The organism is Rhodococcus sp. BUPNP1 (genome assembly GCF_002215235.1).
Taxonomy (GTDB): Bacteria; Actinomycetota; Actinomycetes; order Mycobacteriales; family Mycobacteriaceae; genus Rhodococcus.
Genome location: NZ_NERM01000013.1, coordinates 42,457 through 58,081 on the forward strand (window position 1 = coordinate 42,457; position 15,625 = coordinate 58,081).

The window sequence follows — 15,625 nt, forward strand, 5'->3', positions numbered from 1 at the left end:
CACTCACCGTCCTCGTAGGGGTCGTCAGTACTTGAGCAGGTCGGCGTTGTCGACGGAGGCGGATCGCCTCGTCCGGAAGATGGTCACGATGATCGCGAGGCCGACGACGACCTCGGCGGCCGCGACGACCATCGTGAAGAAGGCGAAGACCTGTCCGTGGAGGTTGCCGTGCATCCGCGCGAAGGTGACGAAGGCCAGGTTGGCGGCGTTGAGCATCAACTCGACGCACATGAACACGACGATGGCGTTGCGGCGCAGGAGGACTCCCACAGCGCCGATGGTGAACAGCAGTGCCGACAGGTAGAGGTAGTTCTCGGGGTTCATCGCCGGTCCTTCCTCGCGTCGTCGTCGGGTTCGCGCAGGCCGAGTTCGGTGTGGTCCCAGTCGCGTCCGATGCGGCCGAGCAGCTCACCGACCGACAGTTCGGAGAACGATCCGTCCGGGAGCAGGGCCGGGACGTCGGCGGCGTTGTGGCGGGCATAGACGCCCGCGGCCGGCAGCGGTGTGACCCGCTCTCCTTCGCGGAATCTGCGTGCGGCGAGTTCGCGTTGGGTCTGCCTCGGCTGCAGTCGTTCCCGGTGGGCGAGCACCATCGCACCGACGGTGGCGGTGATGAGCAGCGCTCCGGTGAGTTCGAACGCCCAGACGTAGTCGATGAACAGCAGCACCGCCAGGCCCTCGACGTTGCCGCCGGCGTTGGCGGCGTCGAGTCCCGCGAAGCCGGAGACCGCGGTGTTGCCGATGCCACCGATGAGCATCACCGCGAAGCCGATCGCCACGACGATCGCGAGAACGCGCTGTCCCTTGATGGTTTCGACGAGGGAGTCGGCGGAATCGATACCGACGAGCATGAGCACGAACAGGAACAGCATCATCACGGCGCCGGTGTAGACGACGACCTGCACCACACCGAGGAACAATGCGTCCTGCGCGATGTAGAAGACGGCGAGCACGATCATCGTCATCGCGAGGAACAGCGCCGAGTACACGGCCTTCGGGGCGACGACGACACCGAGCGCCCCGAGTACCGCGACGGCACCGAGGATCCAGAACTGCACGGCCTCCCCGGTGGAGGTCGTGGTGAGTTCGGCGGCGAGCAGCGCGGTGGTCACCGGTGTTCCTCCCCGTCGGCGGCGGACGCGTATTCCGGGACGGGGATCGTGCCCCGGTAGTAGTCCTCGTCGGTGGCGCCGGGTGCCATGGGATGCGGGGGTGGCTGCATCCCGGGTTCGAGCGGCGCGAGCAGGCGGTCCTTCTCGTAGATCATGTCGGTGCGGTTGTCGGCAGCCATCTCGTACTCGTTCGTCATCGTCAGCGCGCGGGTCGGGCACGCCTCGATGCACAATCCGCAGCCGATGCACCGCAGGTAGTTGATCTGGTAGACGCGCCCGTACCGTTCGCCGGGCGAGTACCGCTCCTCGTCGGTGTTGTCGGCGCCCTCGACGTGGATGGCGTCGGCGGGGCAGGCCCACGCGCACAGTTCGCAGCCGATGCACTTCTCGAGTCCGTCCGGATACCGGTTGAGCTGGTGGCGTCCGTGATAGCGGGGGGCGGTGGGTCTCTTCTGCTCCGGATACTGCTCGGTGTTGGGCTTCTTGAACATCGTCGTGAGCGTCACACCGAAACCGGCGAGCGGGCCGCGGAATTCGACCATCACGATCCTCCTGGGAGACGACCCGCCGGGGCGGGCGGACTCGATCGGGTGCTCGACCGAGCAGGTAGTGGCGGCACGGGGAAGCCCCCGGCCATGGCGTCGAACTCCTCGTCGACGCCGGCGGGTGGTTCCGTCGCCTGTGCGATGCGCCGGGTCCGCCGCCCCTGCAGGGTGAGGTAGGCGAACAGCAGAGCGGTGGACAGCACCCCGGCGACGATGAGGCTCGCGGTGCCGGGCAGGACGTCGTCGGTGTCGAGGATGCGCAGCGCGGCCACGATCATCACCCACACCACCGAAACGGGGATGAGCAGTTTCCAGCCCAGGGCCATGAACTGGTCGTAGCGCAGTCGCGGCAGGGTGCTGCGCAGCCACACGAAGACGAACAGCACGACCCACACCTTGATCACGAACCACAGCAGCGGCCACCAGCCCGAGTTCGCGCCGCTCCACAGCGTCAGCGGCCACGGCGCGTGCCAGCCACCGAGGAACAGGGTGGTCGCGAGCGCGGAGACGGTGACCATGTTGACGTACTCCGCGAGCATGAACATCGCGAACCGCAGCGACGAGTACTCCGTGTGGAAACCGCCCACGAGTTCGCCCTCGGCCTCGGGCAGGTCGAAGGGAGCGCGGTTGGTCTCCCCCACCATCGACACCGAGTACACCAGGAAGGACGGCAGCAGCAGCACGACGAACCACAGGTCGTTCTGCGCGGCGACGATGCCCGAGGTCGACATCGTGCCCGCCTGCAGGAAGACCGCGGCGAACGCGAGTCCCATCGCGATCTCGTAGGAGATGACCTGCGCGGTCGAGCGGAGACCACCGAGCAGCGGATAGGTCGAACCCGAGGCCCAGCCGGCGAGCACGATCCCGTAGACGCCGACGGAGGTGATCGCCAGGACGTAGAGCACCGCGACGGGAAGATCGGTCAGCTGCAACGGCGTCCGGTTCCCGAGGATCGACACCTCCGGCCCGAAGGGAATGACCGCGAACGCCATGAACGCCGGGGCCGTCGCGATGATCGGGGCGAGCATGTAGATCGGCTTGTCGACCCCGGTCGGGATGATGCCTTCCTTGAGCGCGAGTTTCAGACCGTCGGCGACGGTCTGGAACAGTCCCTTCGGTCCCACCCGGTCGGGTCCGACCCGCATCTGCATCCAGGCCATGATCTTGCGTTCGGCGAGGATCATCACGAGGGTCGTCAGGACGAGGAACGCGAAGATCGCCACGGCCTTGACGACGACGAGCCACCAGGGGTCGATGCCGAACATCGACAGGTCCACGGGCTGGGCGGTGACGCTCATCGCGGATCCTCCTCGGCCGATCCGGAACCCGTCGTGGCGGCGGCCCGGATCCGCACCACATCACCGGCGGTGACACCGAGATCGGCGTGCACCATCGATCCCGGCGAGGCGGTGGGCAGCCAGACGACACGGTCGGGCAGGTCGTCGACCACCAGCGGCAGCGTGATCGAGCCGCGCTCGGTGGAGACGGTGAGCGAATGATGGTCGGCGGCGCCGATCTCCGCAGCAGTTGCGGCCGACAGACGGGCGACGGGTTCATGCGCGGTTCCGGCGAGGTGCGGTTCGTCGTCCTGCAACCGGCCCGCGTCGAGGAGCATCCGCCAGGTGGCGAGGACCGCTTCCCCGAGAACGGGACGTCGTGGGGGTCGCGGGGACACTCCCGGCGATTCGGGAACGGTGCCCGTCCATCGTCCGAGTTCCGCGAGTTCGTGACGCAGGGTCTCGACGTCGTGGGGGCCGGGATCGTCGAGGCCTCCGTCGAGGTCCATCGCGTCGGCGATCGCCGCGAGCACCCGGTGGTCGGGCAGTGCGCCGGTGTCGCGGAGGGCGATCGGGAAGGCACGTTCGCGCCCCTCCCAGTCGAGGAAGCTCCCGGCCTTCTCGACCACCGGCGCGACGGGGAAGACGACGTCGGCGCGGTCGGTCACCGCGCTGCGTCGCACTTCCAGACTCACGACGAAGCCGGCACCGTCGAGACCCGCGAGTGCGGCATCGGGGTCGGGCAGGTCGGCGGGGTCGACGCCGGCGACCACGAGCGCAGCCACATCACCTTCGGCGGCCGCGGAGAGGATGGCGTCGGTGTCGCGGCCCGCCTCCGACGGCAGGGTGTCGGCCGGTAGACCCCACGCCGACTCGATGTCGCGCCGGGCCTGCGGGTCGCCGATCGGGCGACCACCGGGCAGCAGGGTCGGGAAGGCGCCGGCTTCGAGTGCTCCGCGATCACCGGCGCGGCGCGGGATCCACGCGAGGCGGGCTCCGGTCTCGTCGGCGAGGGCCGCAGCGGCGGACAGCGTGCCGGGCGATGCTGCGGCCCGCTCCCCCACCAGCACGATCGCACCGGGAGTCCCGAGCGCCGCCGCGGCATCGGCGGATGCGCCGGTGCGGATCGCGTCGAGCGCGCGTGCCTCGTCGCCCGGGACGCACTGTTCGACCCGGCCCGACAGCTTGTGGACACCGCGCGAGGCGAACGGTGCGATCGTGAAGACCTGCAGCCTGTTCCGCCGGACCGCCTTGCGCAGCCGCAGGAAGACGATCGGCGACTCCTCCTCCGGCTCGAATCCGACGAGGAGCACCGCCGGCGCGCGGTCGAGGTCGCGGTAGGTGACGTCGAGGCGCCCCCCGGCGACCCGCGAGGCGAGGAAGTCCGTCTCCTCCTCCGACAGGGCTCGACTGCGGAAGTCGATGTCGTTGGTGCCGAGCGCTGTTCGCGCAAACTTCGCGTACGCGTAGGCGTCCTCGACGGTGAGCCGGCCACCGGTGAGGACCCCGGCCCTACCGCGCGCCGCAGCCAAGCCGCGGGCGGCGACGCCGAGCGCCTCGATCCACGATGCGGGAACGAGCGCTCCGGTGTCGTCGCGGACGAGCGGCGTCGTGAGGCGGTCGTCGGCGGTGGCATAGGTGAACGCCCACCGCCCCTTGTCGCAGTTCCATTCCTCGTTGACCTCGGGGTCGTCCCCCGCGAGGCGGCGCAGCACCGCTCCGCGCCGGTGGTCGGTGCGTTGAGCGCAGCCGCTCGCGCAGTGTTCGCACACACTCGGAGTGGAGACCAGATCGAACGGGCGGGCGCGGAACCGGTAGGCGGCGCCGGTGAGCGCACCGACCGGGCAGATCTGGACGGTGTTGCCGGAGAAGTACGACTCGAACGGTTCCTCGGTGTAGATGCCGACCTGCTGCAACGCCCCGCGGTCGAGCATGTCGACGAACCGGTCGCCCGCGACCTGGTCGGCGAAGCGGGTGCAGCGCGCGCACAGCACGCAGCGTTCGCGGTCGAGGAGCACCTGCGAGGAGATCGCGATGGGTTTCGGGTAGGTGCGTTTGGTGTCCTCGAAACGGGATTCTGCGCGTCCGTTGGACATCGCCTGGTTCTGCAGCGGGCACTCGCCGCCCTTGTCGCACACCGGGCAGTCGAGCGGATGGTTGATGAGCAGCAGTTCCATCACGCCGCGCTGGGCCTTGTCGGCCACGGGTGAGGTGAACTGGGTGCGCACGACCATCCCGTCGGTGACCACCGAGGTGCACGAGGCGAGCGGTTTGCGCTGCCCCTCGACCTCGACGAGGCATTGGCGGCACGCGCCGACCGGTTCGAGCAGCGGGTGGTCGCAGAACCGCGGGATCTGGACCCCGATCAGTTCGGCGGCGCGGATCACGAGAGTGCCCTTGGGCACGGCGATCTCGGTGTCGTCGATGGTGACGTTCACGAGGTCGGTGGTCTCGGATTTCTCCGCACCGGCACCGGACACGGCGGTCATCGCTCGCCTCCTTCCGCGGGGGTGTCGGCGGCGAGCGTCGACAGGTGCGGGTCGAACGGGCAGCCGCCGTGCTCGAAGTGGGCGACGTATTCGTCGCGGAAGTACTTCAGCGACGAGGTGATCGGGCTGGTGGCGCCGTCCCCGAGGGCGCAGAATGCCCGGCCGAGGATGTTGTCGGAGATGTCGAGCAGCTTCTCCAGGTCGGCTTCGGTGCCCCGCCCGTGTTCGAGCCGCTCGAGGATCTGCACGAGCCACCAGGTGCCCTCGCGACACGGGGTGCACTTGCCGCAGGATTCGTGGGCGTAGAACTCGGTCCAGCGCAGCACCGTGCGGACGACGCAGGTGGTCTCGTCGAAGATCTGCAGGGCCCGGGTCCCGAGCATCGACCCGGCGGTGGCGACGTTCTCGTAGTCCAGGGGGACGTCGAGGTGTTCGTCGGTGAAGATCGGGGTCGACGAGCCACCGGGTGTCCAGAACTTGAGCCGGTGGCCGGCGCGCACACCTCCGGCGTAGCCGAGCAACTCCCGCAGCGTGATGCCGAGCGGGGCCTCGTACTGGCCGGGGGTGGTGACGTGCCCGGAGAGCGAGAACATCGCGAATCCCGGTGATTTCTCGGTGCCCATCGAGCGGTACCAGTCCACACCGTTGCGGATGACGAGCGGGACGTTCGCGATGGACTCGACGTTGTTGACGACGGTCGGGCACGCGTACAGGCCGGCGACGGCGGGAAAGGGTGGACGTAGGCGTGGTTGGCCGCGGCGTCCCTCGAGGGAGTCGAGCAGCGCCGTCTCCTCACCGCAGATGTACGCGCCCGCACCGGCGTGGACGACGAGTTCGAGGTCGTATCCGGAGCCGAGGATGTCGCGTCCGAGATAGCCGGCCTCGTAGGCCTCCGCGACCGCGGCGTGCAGGCGCCGCAGCACCGGGACGGCCTCCCCCCGCAGGTAGATGAACGCGTGCCGGGCGCGGATCGCGTAGGCGGCGATGATCACGCCTTCGACGAGGGCGTGCGGGGTGGCCAGCATGAACGGGATGTCCTTGCAGGTGCCCGGTTCGGATTCGTCGGCGTTGACGACGAGATAGTGCGGCTTGTCGTCGCCCTGGGGGATGAACGACCACTTGGTGCCGGTGGAGAATCCGGCGCCGCCGCGACCGCGGATCCCGGAGTCCTTCACCGCGGCGATGACCGTATCCGGGTCCATCCCGAGGGCGATGGGCAGGGCTTCGTATCCGCCGTGCCGCCGGTAGGCGTCGAGGGTCCACGCCTGGTCCTCGTCCCAGTAGCGGGTGAGTACGGGGGTCAGACCCGTCGGTGATTTCCCGACGGCGACGACGACCTCGTCCTTCTCCGGTGGTTCCGGTGCCCGCATGTCGTGCTTGCGGGCGACCTCGAGCCCGGCGCGGGAGGCCGGTCCGGCGGTACCGGCGGCCTCGAGCGCACCGGGCCGGTCGTCGGGGATCCCCGCGAGCAGGCGCGCGGTGTCGCGGAAGTTACGCAGCGGGGCGCCGCGCGTCGGTGTGGGTGTGCCGCCGGCGAGCAGGTCGTCGACGAGTTCGATCGCGGAGTCGACGGTGCGGTTGTCGAACAGTTCCCAGTCGACGGTCATCACCGGGGCGTAGTCGCACGCCGCGTTGCATTCGATGTGTTCGAGGGTGATCGCGCCGTCGGCGGTGGTTTCGTCGTGTCCGATGCCGAGCCGGGTGCACAGGGCGGAGAAGATCTCGTCGCCGCCCATCGTCGCGCACAGCGCGTTCGTGCACACCCCGACGTGGTGGCGGCCGGTCGGCGAGCGGCGGTACATGGTGTAGAAGGTCGAGACGGCGGCGACCTCGGCGCCGGTGAGTCCGAGCCGCCGGGCGCAGAACTCGATGCCGGCCGGCGTGATGTACCCGTCCTCCGCCTGCACGAGGTGCAGCAGCGGCAGCAGCGCCGATCGGGGCTGCGGGTAGCGCGCGACGATCCGGTCGGCGTCGGCGTCGAGGCGGGCACGCACGTCGTGGGGATAGCGGCGCGGTGCGTCGGGTGGGGTGAGATAGGTGTCCTCGTCGGGTCGCGGCCCGAGCGGGACGAGGACGGGTTCGCGTCCGGCCGGTTCGGTCATCGGCACGGCGGCGGTGGTCTCGCTCGTGGCCGCGGTGCCGGTGGTCTCCGCACCCGCGGCGCGCACGAATTCGGTGCTCATCGGTCCACTCCCCCCATCACCGGGTCGATGCTGGCGACGGCGGCGATCACGTCGGAGACCATGCCGCCTTCGCACATCGCCGCGACGGCCTGCAGATTCGTGAACGACGGGTCGCGGTAGTGCACGCGGTAGGGGCGTGTGCCGCCGTCGCTGACCATGTGGACGCCGAGTTCGCCGCGTGGCGATTCGACGCCGATGTAGACCTGTCCCGCCGGGACGCGGATGCCCTCGGTGACGAGCTTGAAGTGGTGGATCAGGCCCTCCATCGACTCGCCCATGATGTGACGGATGTGGTCGGGCGAGTTGCCGAGTCCGTCCGGTCCGAGCTGCAGTTTCGACGGCCAGGCGATCTTGCCGTCCTGCACCATCACCGGTCCGGGACGGAGCCGGTCGAGGCACTGTTCGACGATCTTCAACGATTCGCGCATCTCCCCGATCCGGACGAGATAGCGGGCGTAGCAGTCGGATCCCTCGGCGGTGACGACGTCGAACTCGTAGGTCTCGTAGCCACAGTAGGGTTCGGCGCGACGCAGGTCGTAGGGCAGGCCGGTGGATCGCAGGATCGGTCCGGTGACGCCGAGGGCCATGCAACCGGTGAGATCGAGGCAGCCGATGTCGCGGGTACGCGAGATGAAGATGGGGTTGTCGGTGAACAGGGCTTCGAGGTCGGCGAGGCGGCCGGGCAGCAGGGCGAGCAGGTCGCGGATCATCGGCACGGCCTCGTCGGGCAGGTCCTGGGACAGTCCGCCGGGCCGGATGTAGGAGTGGTTCATCCGCAGTCCGGTGATCGTCTCGAAGACGTCGAGGATCAGTTCGCGTTCGCGGAAGCCGAACAGCATGGGCGTGGTCGCACCGAGTTCCATGCCGCCGGTGGCCAGCGCCACCAGGTGTGAGGAGATGCGGTTGAGTTCCATGAGCATCACCCGCACGACCTGCGCGCGGTCGGGGACGAGATCCTCGATGCCGAGCAGTTTCTCGACGCCGAGGCAGTAGGCCGTCTCGTTGTGGAACGGGGCGAGGTAGTCCATGCGGGTGACGAAGGTGACGCCCTGGGTCCAGTTGCGGAATTCGAGGTTCTTCTCGATTCCGGTGTGGAGATAGCCGATTCCGCAGCGGGCCTCGGTGACGGTCTCGCCGTCGATCTCGAGGATCAGGCGCAGTACTCCGTGGGTGGACGGGTGCTGGGGTCCCATGTTGACGACGATGTGGTCCTCACCGCTGTCGCGTACGGCAGCGGTGATGTCGTCCCAGTCACGTCCGACGGCGTCGAAGACGGTCTCGGTCGCGGGTTCGCTCGTCACGTGTACGCCCTCCGTTCGTCGGGTGGTGGGATCCGGGCGCCCTTGTACTCCACCGGGATTCCGCCGAGAGGGTAGTCCTTGCGTTGGGGATGTCCGCGCCAGTCGTCGGGCATCTCGATGCGGGTGAGCGCGGGGTGCCCGTCGAAGACGATCCCGAAGAAGTCGTAGGTCTCGCGCTCGTGCCAGTCGTTCGTCGGGTAGATGCGGTAGAGCGACGGGACGTGCGGGTCGCTGTCGGGGATCGCCACCTCGAGCCGCATCCGGCGGTTGTGGGTGATCGAGACGAGCGGATACACCGCGTGCAGTTCGCGGCCCGTCTCCTGCGGATAGTGCACCCCGCTGACCCCGAGGCACAGCTCGAATCGGAGGTCCGCATGGTCGCGCAGGGTGCGGGCCACGAGCGGCAGATGTTCGCGGCGGACGAAGACGGTCAGCTGGTGCCGGTGCACGACGACCTTCTCGACCGCCTGCGCGTAGCCCGTCCCGGTGTCGCCGGACCGCTCGTCGAGGACGTCCTCGAGCGTGTCGACGAGGTCGTCGAGGTACCCCCCGTAGGGACGTTCGGTGCTGCCGGGCAGCGTCACCCGGCGCACGAGACGGCCGTAGCCGCTTGTGTCGCCGGATCCGCGCACACCGAACATGCCGCGCCGCACAGCGATCACCTCGTCGGCGCGGTCGTCGTGGTCGGATCCTGTCCGTTCGAGATCGGTCATCGCGGCGGCACCGTCAGTTCGATGAGGGGGCGTTGGGCCAGGGCTGCTTCCTCGGCGGCGCGGATCGCCTCGACCCGGTTCACACCCAGGGGCATCTGCGCGATCTTCTCGTGCAGGGCGAGGATGGCGTGCAGGAGCATCTCGGGCCGGGGCGGGCAGCCCGGGAGGTAGATGTCGACGGGGACGACGTGGTCGACCCCCTGGACGATCGCGTAGTTGTTGAACATCCCGCCCGACGAGGCGCACACGCCCATCGCCAGCACCCACTTCGGTTCGACCATCTGGTCGTAGACGCGGCGCAGTGCGGGGGCCATCTTCTGGCTTACGCGGCCGGCGACGATCATCACGTCGGCCTGTCGCGGCGAGGCCCGGAAGGCCTCCATGCCGAAGCGAGCGATGTCGTAGCGGCCGCCGGCGGTTGCCATCATCTCGATGGCGCAGCACGCGAGCCCGAAGGACGCCGGCCACAACGAGCCCTTCCGTGCGAAACCGGCGAGGGTCTCGACGGTACTGAGCAGGAAACCGCTGGGGACCTTCTCCTCGATGCCCATCGTCCTCACCTCCCCCGGAATCGGACCGGGCACCCGATGCCCGGCCGTCCGCTCGCGGAACCCCTTCGTATGCACGACATCCCGCTGTGCATGCGGGTCGTCAGTCCCATGTCAGGCCTCCTCGTTTCCACTCGTAGGCGTAGGCGACGAAGACGTTGAACATGAACAGCGCCATCGCTGCCAGACCGAAGACGCCGAGTGCGTCGAAATGGACCGCCCACGGGTACAGGAAGACGATCTCGATGTCGAAGATGATGAACAGCATCGCGGTGAGGTAGTACTTCACCGGGAAGCGGCCACCTCCCACCGGCTGGGGTGTGGGGTCGATACCGCACTCGTACGCATCGAGCTTGGCGCGGTTGTACCGGCTCGGGCCCGCGAGGCTCGCCACCGCGACGGAGAAGACGGCGAAGGCAAGCGCGATGCCACCGAGTACCAGGATCGGTACGTAAGCGTTCATGCGACCTCCGGTTGCTCGCGCGAATCCGGCCGCGGGTCTGCTCGTCGCCCGCGAACCCACCCCCGCCGTGCACCGGGCGGTTCCACCCCGGCTCCGGGTTGTGAGTTACGGCACACACTAGTGCTGTTCGCGTCGGACTTGTCGCGATTTCACGCCCTCGATTCGGGGCGGCGTGTCAGGCTGCTCCACAACCGGAAGGAGAGTAGATTCTCCGGCCCCGCATACGAGTTCGCGGCCGGGCGGTCGCGCGCCGGAAGGGTCAGGAGGGGCGGGAGCGAGGGGTGAGCAGAGCGAGGACCTGGCGGCCGAGCCGGATCGGGTCGACGGGATGACGCAGCGTCACCTCGGCGCCGGACCAGCGGGCCAGCCATTCGTCGTCGGCCCGGGCGATCAACACGATGATCGGTGGGCACGAGTCGAGTTCGTCCTCGAGTTGCTTCGCGAGACCCATGCCGCCGGCGGGGGCGGCCTCACCGTCGAGCACGGCGAGTGCGATGTCGCCGGCGTGCATGCGTTCGACGACGACCGGCGGTGTCGCGACCTCGACGTAGTCGAGGGGAGGCAGATCCGGGTGCAGGCGGGTACCGAGGGCATCACGAACCTGTTGCCGCACGGTCGCATCGTCGCTGTAGACGAGGATGCGCAGCGAGTCGGTCACGGGCAAGATGCTAACCGAGCACACCCGCCCGTCCGGGGAACCCGCGTGTCGCGGTGGCGCCGCGACATCGGCGGGCCGGGACGAGCTCAGGATCCGCTACCGAGCGGATGCCACCGCTCGCGGATCTCGGGACGGATGGCCGTCTCCGTCTCGTCGTCGTGGATGATCGAGGCGGGCGCGATCATCAGGTGCGCCAGCACGATGCACGCGCCGGTGAGCATGGCGAATGCGGCACCGATCAGATACGACCCGGTGAACACCGCAGCCAGGAATCCGATCGTGAGCATTCCCGTGAGCGCGATGATCGCGAGAATCCGCCGATTCGAGCGTGGCACCGAATCGGACTTCTTGTCCGTGGATGCAACCATGAGCATCTCCGTTCCTCCCCGGAACGACGCATCCCGTACCCCCGCATCCACTCATCGTTCCCGGTCGACGAATCGTCGGTGATGAGCGAACCCCCGCGGTGGCCGAGTGCGGCCGTCCCCTCTCCCGCTCGGGCCGTGAGCGGTTTCGATAACAGAATACTATCAAATGTGACATCCGTCTCGTGATCTGTTTGTGGGACATCACGAAGTTGGGGACCGCCCCGAAATCTGTCGGTAACCCGCCGCCCGGCCGGAAAGTTAGGCTCACCTCTCGACATGGCCCCCATCACTGAGAGGTACTCATGAAATTCCGATCCCAGCGCCGCGGGCCGCGCGCGGTAGTCGTACTCGTCGCCGCCGCCGTCGCGCTCACCGCGTGCTCGGCCGGCAGTGGCGACGACTCGAACGGCTCTCCGACAGGCGACTTCGAACCCGTCGCGATCGAGCACGCACTGGGCACCGCCGAGATCGACGCGCAGCCCCAGAGGGTCGTGACGCTCGGGATGGGCTCGGCCGAGACGGCGATCGCCCTCGGCGTCACCCCGGTGGGGATGGAGGAATATCCCTGGGGCAGCGACGAAACGGGATACCTGCCCTGGATCCACGAGGAACTGACCGAACGCGGCGAGCCGCTGCCCGAGCAGTTCACCGGCGGCACCGAGGTGGACGTCGAGGCGATCGCCCGACTCGCCCCGGATGTCATCCTCGCGCCGTGGTCCGGGATCACGCAGGAGCAGTACGACCTGCTGTCGGCGATCGCTCCGACCGTCGCCTATCCCGAACTGCCGTGGACGATCACCTGGCAGGACCAGATCGAGACCATCGGCACCGCGCTCGGCAAGCACGACGAATCACTGGATCTGATCACCGGGATCGAGGACGCCTTCGAACGCACTGCGGCCGCGCACCCCGAATACGCCGGCGTGACGTTCTCCTATATCTACAACACCGGCCCCGGCACGCTGGGCGTGTTCATGCCCGACGAGCAGCGCGTGGCGATGGTTCGCGGACTGGGGCTGACGGTCGACCCGGTCGCGAACACTCTCGAGGAGACCGAGGGCACCGACTCGGCGGTCATCGGGCTCGAGAACGCCGGACTGCTGAAGGACTCGGATCTGATCTTCACGTTCTATTCCGACCCGGCGAACCGCGCGGAGATCGAATCGCAGCCCGTCTACCAGCAGATTCCGGCGATTGCGCGCGGGTCGCTCGTCGCGCCGGAGGAACAGCCGTTCGTCACGGGATCGTCGATGATCAATCCGCTCACCGTGCCGTGGTCGATCGACCGCTACGTCCCGCTCGTCGACGAGGCGATCGCGAAGCTCGACCGCTGAGCCGGACGCACCGGTGGTGCGCCCGGCTCTCGGGCGTCACCGCCGGTGCGCGAGCCTGCGGACCATCAGATCACCGATCGACTGCATGATCTGCACCATCACGATGAGGACGACCACCGCGAGCAACAGCACCGGCGTGTTGAACCGCTGGTAGCCGTAGACGATCGCGAAGTCGCCGAGACCGCCACCACCGATGACACCGGCCATGGCCGAATAGCCCACCAGCAGCACGAGGGTGAGGGTGGCACCGGCGATCAGCGGGGACAGCGCTTCGGGCAACAGCACCTTGCGCACGATCTGCGCGTTGGTGGCTCCCATCGCCTGGGCCGCCTCGACCCGGCCCCGGGGCACCTCCCGCAGAGCGGATTCGACGATCCGGCCGAAGAACGGGATGGCACCGATGGTCAACGGCACGATCGCCGCGGTCGGCCCGATCGCGGTACCCACGATGAAGCGGGTGAACCCGATCAGCGCGATCAGCAGGATGAGGAAGGGAAGCGACCGGAACAGGTTGACGATCACGCCGAGGACGGTGTTGAGCGTCCTGCGGGGCCACAGCCCGGACGGTGACGTCAACTGCAACACGATCCCGACCAACACACCACCGACGACGGTGAGCACGAAGGACACCGCAACCATGTAGAGCGTCTCGAGGGTGGCTTCCCACACCTCCGGGAAGGCGTCGTACCACTGCAGTTTGTTCATCGCGCCTGCACCGTCATTCCGTGAGTCCCTCCAGTTCGGCTTCCGTCCCCCACGCCAGGCTCAGATACGGGCGTTCGGCCACGAAGCCCTCGATGAGTGCCCGATCGGTGCCCGCAGTGAACCGCAGGCGCATCCGGCCCACGGTGACGCTGCCGACCTGTTCGACCCGGCCACCGACCACAGCGATGTCGGCGTCGATCGCGCGGATCATCTCCGCGAGCCACGGACCGTGCGCGGCATCACCGATCGCGGTGACCAGAGCCGTGTCGGCACCCGAACCCGTCGACGGGTCGGTGCCGACCGGGACGAGCGCGTGCCCGAGCGCCGACTCGGGATCGGCGACGAGATCGACGATCCGGCCCGTCTCGACCACCTGTCCGGCATCGAGCCGAGCGGCCGAGCTGCAGATCCGGCGCAGCACCCCGAGTTCGTGGGTGATCACCACGACCGTGACACCGAGTCGTCTGTTCACCTCGGCGACCAGATCGAGGACCTGATCGGTGGTGTCCGGGTCCAGGGCGCTCGTCGCCTCGTCGCACAGCAGCACCTCGGGTTCTGCGGCGAGTGCGCGAGCGATGCCCACGCGCTGCTGCTGACCACCGGACAACTGCGAGGGGTAGCTCTCCCCCTTGCCGGCCAGGCCGACGAGATCGAGCAGCTCGAGCGCCCGCGTGCGGCGCTGTTCCTTGCCGATCCCGGCCACTTCGAGGGGGAACTCGACGTTCCGGATCACGGTGCGCGAGTGCAGCAGGTTGAACTGCTGGAAGACCGTCCCGATCCGTCGACGGGCCGCGCGCAGTTCCGCACCGGACAGGGTCGACAGGTCGTCCTTACCGAGCAGGATCCGTCCCGAGGTGGGCCGCTCGAGCAGGTTCAGGCAGCGCAGCAGCGTGGACTTGCCGGATCCGGACGGACCCACGATGCCGTAGATCTCGCCGTCCGGGATCTCGAGCGACACCCCTCGCAGCGCCGCGACCTCCCCGGAGCGTCCGGCTCCGGGGAAGGTCTTGACGAGGTTCTCGACGACGATCATCAGTTCGTCGGGTGGACCGGCAGCACGGCGCCGGAGTAGGTCTCCTCGATCCAGGCAGCCGTCTCGGGCGACTCGAGGGCCTCGGCCAGGGCGGTCACGGCCGGGTCGTTCTCGTTCTCGGCCCGCACGACGAGCAGGTTGGAGAAGGGGTTGTCCTCGACCTCTTCGGTGACGATGGCGTCCTCGGCCGGGTTCAGTCCGGCTTCGAGCGCGTAGTTGGAATTGATCACGGCGGCGGTGATCTGTGCGTCGTCGAGCTGACGGGCGAGCTGCGGACGCTCGATGCCGACCAGGTTGAGGTTCTTCGGGTTGGCGGTGATGTTCGATTCGGTGACCACCGACAGGTCGGCCTCCTCGAACGGCACGTCCATCTCGAGCAGACCGGCCGATTCGAGCAGGTACAGCGCGCGGGCGTAGTTGGTGGTGTCGCGCGGCACGGCGACGGTGTCGCCGTCCTTCAACTCGTCGAGCGAGGCGATCTTGTTCGAGTAGAGCCCGATGGGCTCGAGATGCACGTCGGCGACGGCGACGAGGTCGTCGACACCCTTCTGTTTCTGCCAGTCCGTCAGGTAGGGCTCGTGCTGGAAGAAGTTCGCGTCGACGTCGCCGGCCTCGAGCAGTTCGTTGGGATCGACCTCACCGGTGATCTCGACGATGTCGAGTTCGTAGTCGCCCAGCGCCCCGGTGCTCACGATCTGGTCGAGGATCTCGACGTGCGGGGTGGACGACGCCGAGATCCGGAGGGTGGTGTCGTCCCCTTCGGACGACGAGCAGGCCGCGAGGCCCGCAGCGAGGGTGAGCGCGGCGGACGCGACGACGATACGACGCAGTGACATCGGGTGGATACCTTCCGTTGGAAATGCGGGGACGTTGGACATGCGGGACGGACAGATCGA

General features: G+C 68.4%; 16 protein-coding genes. 1 reads left to right on the forward strand and 15 read right to left on the reverse strand.

The window, feature by feature from the left end:
• Positions 1-24: 24 nt before the first annotated feature.
• From nuoK to B9C99_RS14895, 12 genes are all read right to left on the reverse strand, one after another.
• The gene (gene nuoK, locus B9C99_RS14840; protein ID WP_006554035.1) at positions 25-324 is read right to left on the reverse strand and encodes an NADH-quinone oxidoreductase subunit NuoK; all 300 of its coding nucleotides are present in this window, start codon (positions 322-324) and stop codon (positions 25-27) included.
• A complete protein-coding gene (locus B9C99_RS14845; protein ID WP_088898401.1) occupies positions 321-1,112 on the reverse strand; it encodes an NADH-quinone oxidoreductase subunit J in 792 nt (263 codons plus the stop codon). Before B9C99_RS14845 ends, nuoK begins: the two co-directional genes overlap by 4 nt.
• Entirely contained in the window at positions 1,109-1,654 is a 546-nt protein-coding gene (gene nuoI / locus B9C99_RS14850; RefSeq protein ID WP_088898402.1) for an NADH-quinone oxidoreductase subunit NuoI, read from the reverse strand. The genes B9C99_RS14845 and nuoI overlap by 4 nt, the downstream gene beginning before the upstream one ends.
• On the reverse strand, positions 1,654-2,955 hold the full coding sequence (nuoH, locus tag B9C99_RS14855; RefSeq protein ID WP_088898403.1) for an NADH-quinone oxidoreductase subunit NuoH: 1,302 nt from the start codon (positions 2,953-2,955) through the stop codon (positions 1,654-1,656). Before nuoH ends, nuoI begins: the two co-directional genes overlap by 1 nt.
• On the reverse strand, positions 2,952-5,423 hold the full coding sequence (locus B9C99_RS14860; protein ID WP_088898404.1) for an NADH-quinone oxidoreductase subunit G: 2,472 nt from the start codon (positions 5,421-5,423) through the stop codon (positions 2,952-2,954). The genes nuoH and B9C99_RS14860 overlap by 4 nt, the downstream gene beginning before the upstream one ends.
• The gene (nuoF, locus tag B9C99_RS14865) at positions 5,420-7,606 is read right to left on the reverse strand and encodes an NADH-quinone oxidoreductase subunit NuoF (protein WP_088898405.1); all 2,187 of its coding nucleotides are present in this window, start codon (positions 7,604-7,606) and stop codon (positions 5,420-5,422) included. The genes B9C99_RS14860 and nuoF overlap by 4 nt, the downstream gene beginning before the upstream one ends.
• Positions 7,603-8,907, reverse strand: coding sequence for an NADH-quinone oxidoreductase subunit D (locus tag B9C99_RS14870; RefSeq protein ID WP_088898406.1), 1,305 nt, complete (start codon positions 8,905-8,907; stop codon positions 7,603-7,605). The genes nuoF and B9C99_RS14870 overlap by 4 nt, the downstream gene beginning before the upstream one ends.
• On the reverse strand, positions 8,904-9,620 hold the full coding sequence (locus B9C99_RS14875) for an NADH-quinone oxidoreductase subunit C (protein ID WP_088898407.1): 717 nt from the start codon (positions 9,618-9,620) through the stop codon (positions 8,904-8,906). The genes B9C99_RS14870 and B9C99_RS14875 overlap by 4 nt, the downstream gene beginning before the upstream one ends.
• Complete coding sequence (locus B9C99_RS14880; RefSeq protein WP_088898408.1) at positions 9,617-10,171, reverse strand: NADH-quinone oxidoreductase subunit B family protein; 555 nt, start codon at positions 10,169-10,171, stop codon at positions 9,617-9,619. The genes B9C99_RS14875 and B9C99_RS14880 overlap by 4 nt, the downstream gene beginning before the upstream one ends.
• Positions 10,172-10,271: 100 nt before the next feature.
• Entirely contained in the window at positions 10,272-10,631 is a 360-nt protein-coding gene (locus tag B9C99_RS14885; RefSeq protein WP_016935086.1) for an NADH-quinone oxidoreductase subunit A, read from the reverse strand.
• Between the two features lie 259 nt (positions 10,632-10,890).
• Positions 10,891-11,295 carry a response regulator transcription factor gene (locus tag B9C99_RS14890; RefSeq protein ID WP_088898409.1) on the reverse strand — a complete coding sequence of 135 codons (405 nt, stop codon included), beginning with the start codon at positions 11,293-11,295 and terminating at the stop codon, positions 10,891-10,893.
• Positions 11,296-11,375: 80 nt separating this feature from the next.
• A complete protein-coding gene (locus tag B9C99_RS14895) occupies positions 11,376-11,657 on the reverse strand; it encodes a hypothetical protein (RefSeq protein ID WP_225623573.1) in 282 nt (93 codons plus the stop codon).
• Positions 11,658-11,959: 302 nt separating this feature from the next.
• Here B9C99_RS14895 and B9C99_RS14900 point away from each other — a divergent pair, with 302 nt between their 5' ends.
• The gene (locus B9C99_RS14900; protein WP_088898411.1) at positions 11,960-12,991 is read left to right on the forward strand and encodes an iron-siderophore ABC transporter substrate-binding protein; all 1,032 of its coding nucleotides are present in this window, start codon (positions 11,960-11,962) and stop codon (positions 12,989-12,991) included.
• 36 nt (positions 12,992-13,027) lie between these two features.
• On the opposite strand, the gene B9C99_RS14905 is transcribed toward B9C99_RS14900, so the two are convergent.
• Genes B9C99_RS14905 through B9C99_RS14915 form a run of 3 tightly spaced genes read right to left on the reverse strand, consistent with a single transcriptional unit; the run spans position 13,028 to position 15,565 of the window.
• Complete coding sequence (locus B9C99_RS14905) at positions 13,028-13,696, reverse strand: methionine ABC transporter permease (protein ID WP_016696053.1); 669 nt, start codon at positions 13,694-13,696, stop codon at positions 13,028-13,030.
• A 13-nt stretch (positions 13,697-13,709) separates the two neighbouring features.
• Entirely contained in the window at positions 13,710-14,729 is a 1,020-nt protein-coding gene (locus B9C99_RS14910; protein ID WP_088898412.1) for a methionine ABC transporter ATP-binding protein, read from the reverse strand.
• The gene (locus B9C99_RS14915) at positions 14,729-15,565 is read right to left on the reverse strand and encodes a MetQ/NlpA family ABC transporter substrate-binding protein (protein WP_016696051.1); all 837 of its coding nucleotides are present in this window, start codon (positions 15,563-15,565) and stop codon (positions 14,729-14,731) included. The genes B9C99_RS14910 and B9C99_RS14915 overlap by 1 nt, the downstream gene beginning before the upstream one ends.
• Positions 15,566-15,625: the final 60 nt, after the last annotated feature.

Excerpts from the sequence above, each read along its gene's own strand:
- nuoK (WP_006554035.1), bottom strand. The coding sequence starts at position 324 with ATGAACCCCGAGAACTACCTCTACCTGTCGGCACTGCTGTTCACCATC.
- nuoI (WP_088898402.1), bottom strand. The coding sequence starts at position 1,654 with ATGGTCGAATTCCGCGGCCCGCTCGCCGGTTTCGGTGTGACGCTCACG.
- nuoH (WP_088898403.1), bottom strand. The coding sequence starts at position 2,955 with ATGAGCGTCACCGCCCAGCCCGTGGACCTGTCGATGTTCGGCATCGAC.
- B9C99_RS14860 (WP_088898404.1), bottom strand. The coding sequence starts at position 5,423 with ATGACCGCCGTGTCCGGTGCCGGTGCGGAGAAATCCGAGACCACCGAC.
- nuoF (WP_088898405.1), bottom strand. The coding sequence starts at position 7,606 with ATGAGCACCGAATTCGTGCGCGCCGCGGGTGCGGAGACCACCGGCACC.
- B9C99_RS14875 (WP_088898407.1), bottom strand. The coding sequence starts at position 9,620 with ATGACCGATCTCGAACGGACAGGATCCGACCACGACGACCGCGCCGAC.
- B9C99_RS14880 (WP_088898408.1), bottom strand. The coding sequence starts at position 10,171 with ATGGGCATCGAGGAGAAGGTCCCCAGCGGTTTCCTGCTCAGTACCGTC.
- B9C99_RS14885 (WP_016935086.1), bottom strand. The coding sequence starts at position 10,631 with ATGAACGCTTACGTACCGATCCTGGTACTCGGTGGCATCGCGCTTGCC.
- B9C99_RS14895 (WP_225623573.1), bottom strand. The coding sequence starts at position 11,657 with ATGGTTGCATCCACGGACAAGAAGTCCGATTCGGTGCCACGCTCGAAT.
- B9C99_RS14900 (WP_088898411.1), top strand. The coding sequence starts at position 11,960 with ATGAAATTCCGATCCCAGCGCCGCGGGCCGCGCGCGGTAGTCGTACTC.
- B9C99_RS14905 (WP_016696053.1), bottom strand. The coding sequence starts at position 13,696 with ATGAACAAACTGCAGTGGTACGACGCCTTCCCGGAGGTGTGGGAAGCC.
- B9C99_RS14910 (WP_088898412.1), bottom strand. The coding sequence starts at position 14,729 with ATGATCGTCGTCGAGAACCTCGTCAAGACCTTCCCCGGAGCCGGACGC.
- B9C99_RS14915 (WP_016696051.1), bottom strand. The coding sequence starts at position 15,565 with ATGTCACTGCGTCGTATCGTCGTCGCGTCCGCCGCGCTCACCCTCGCT.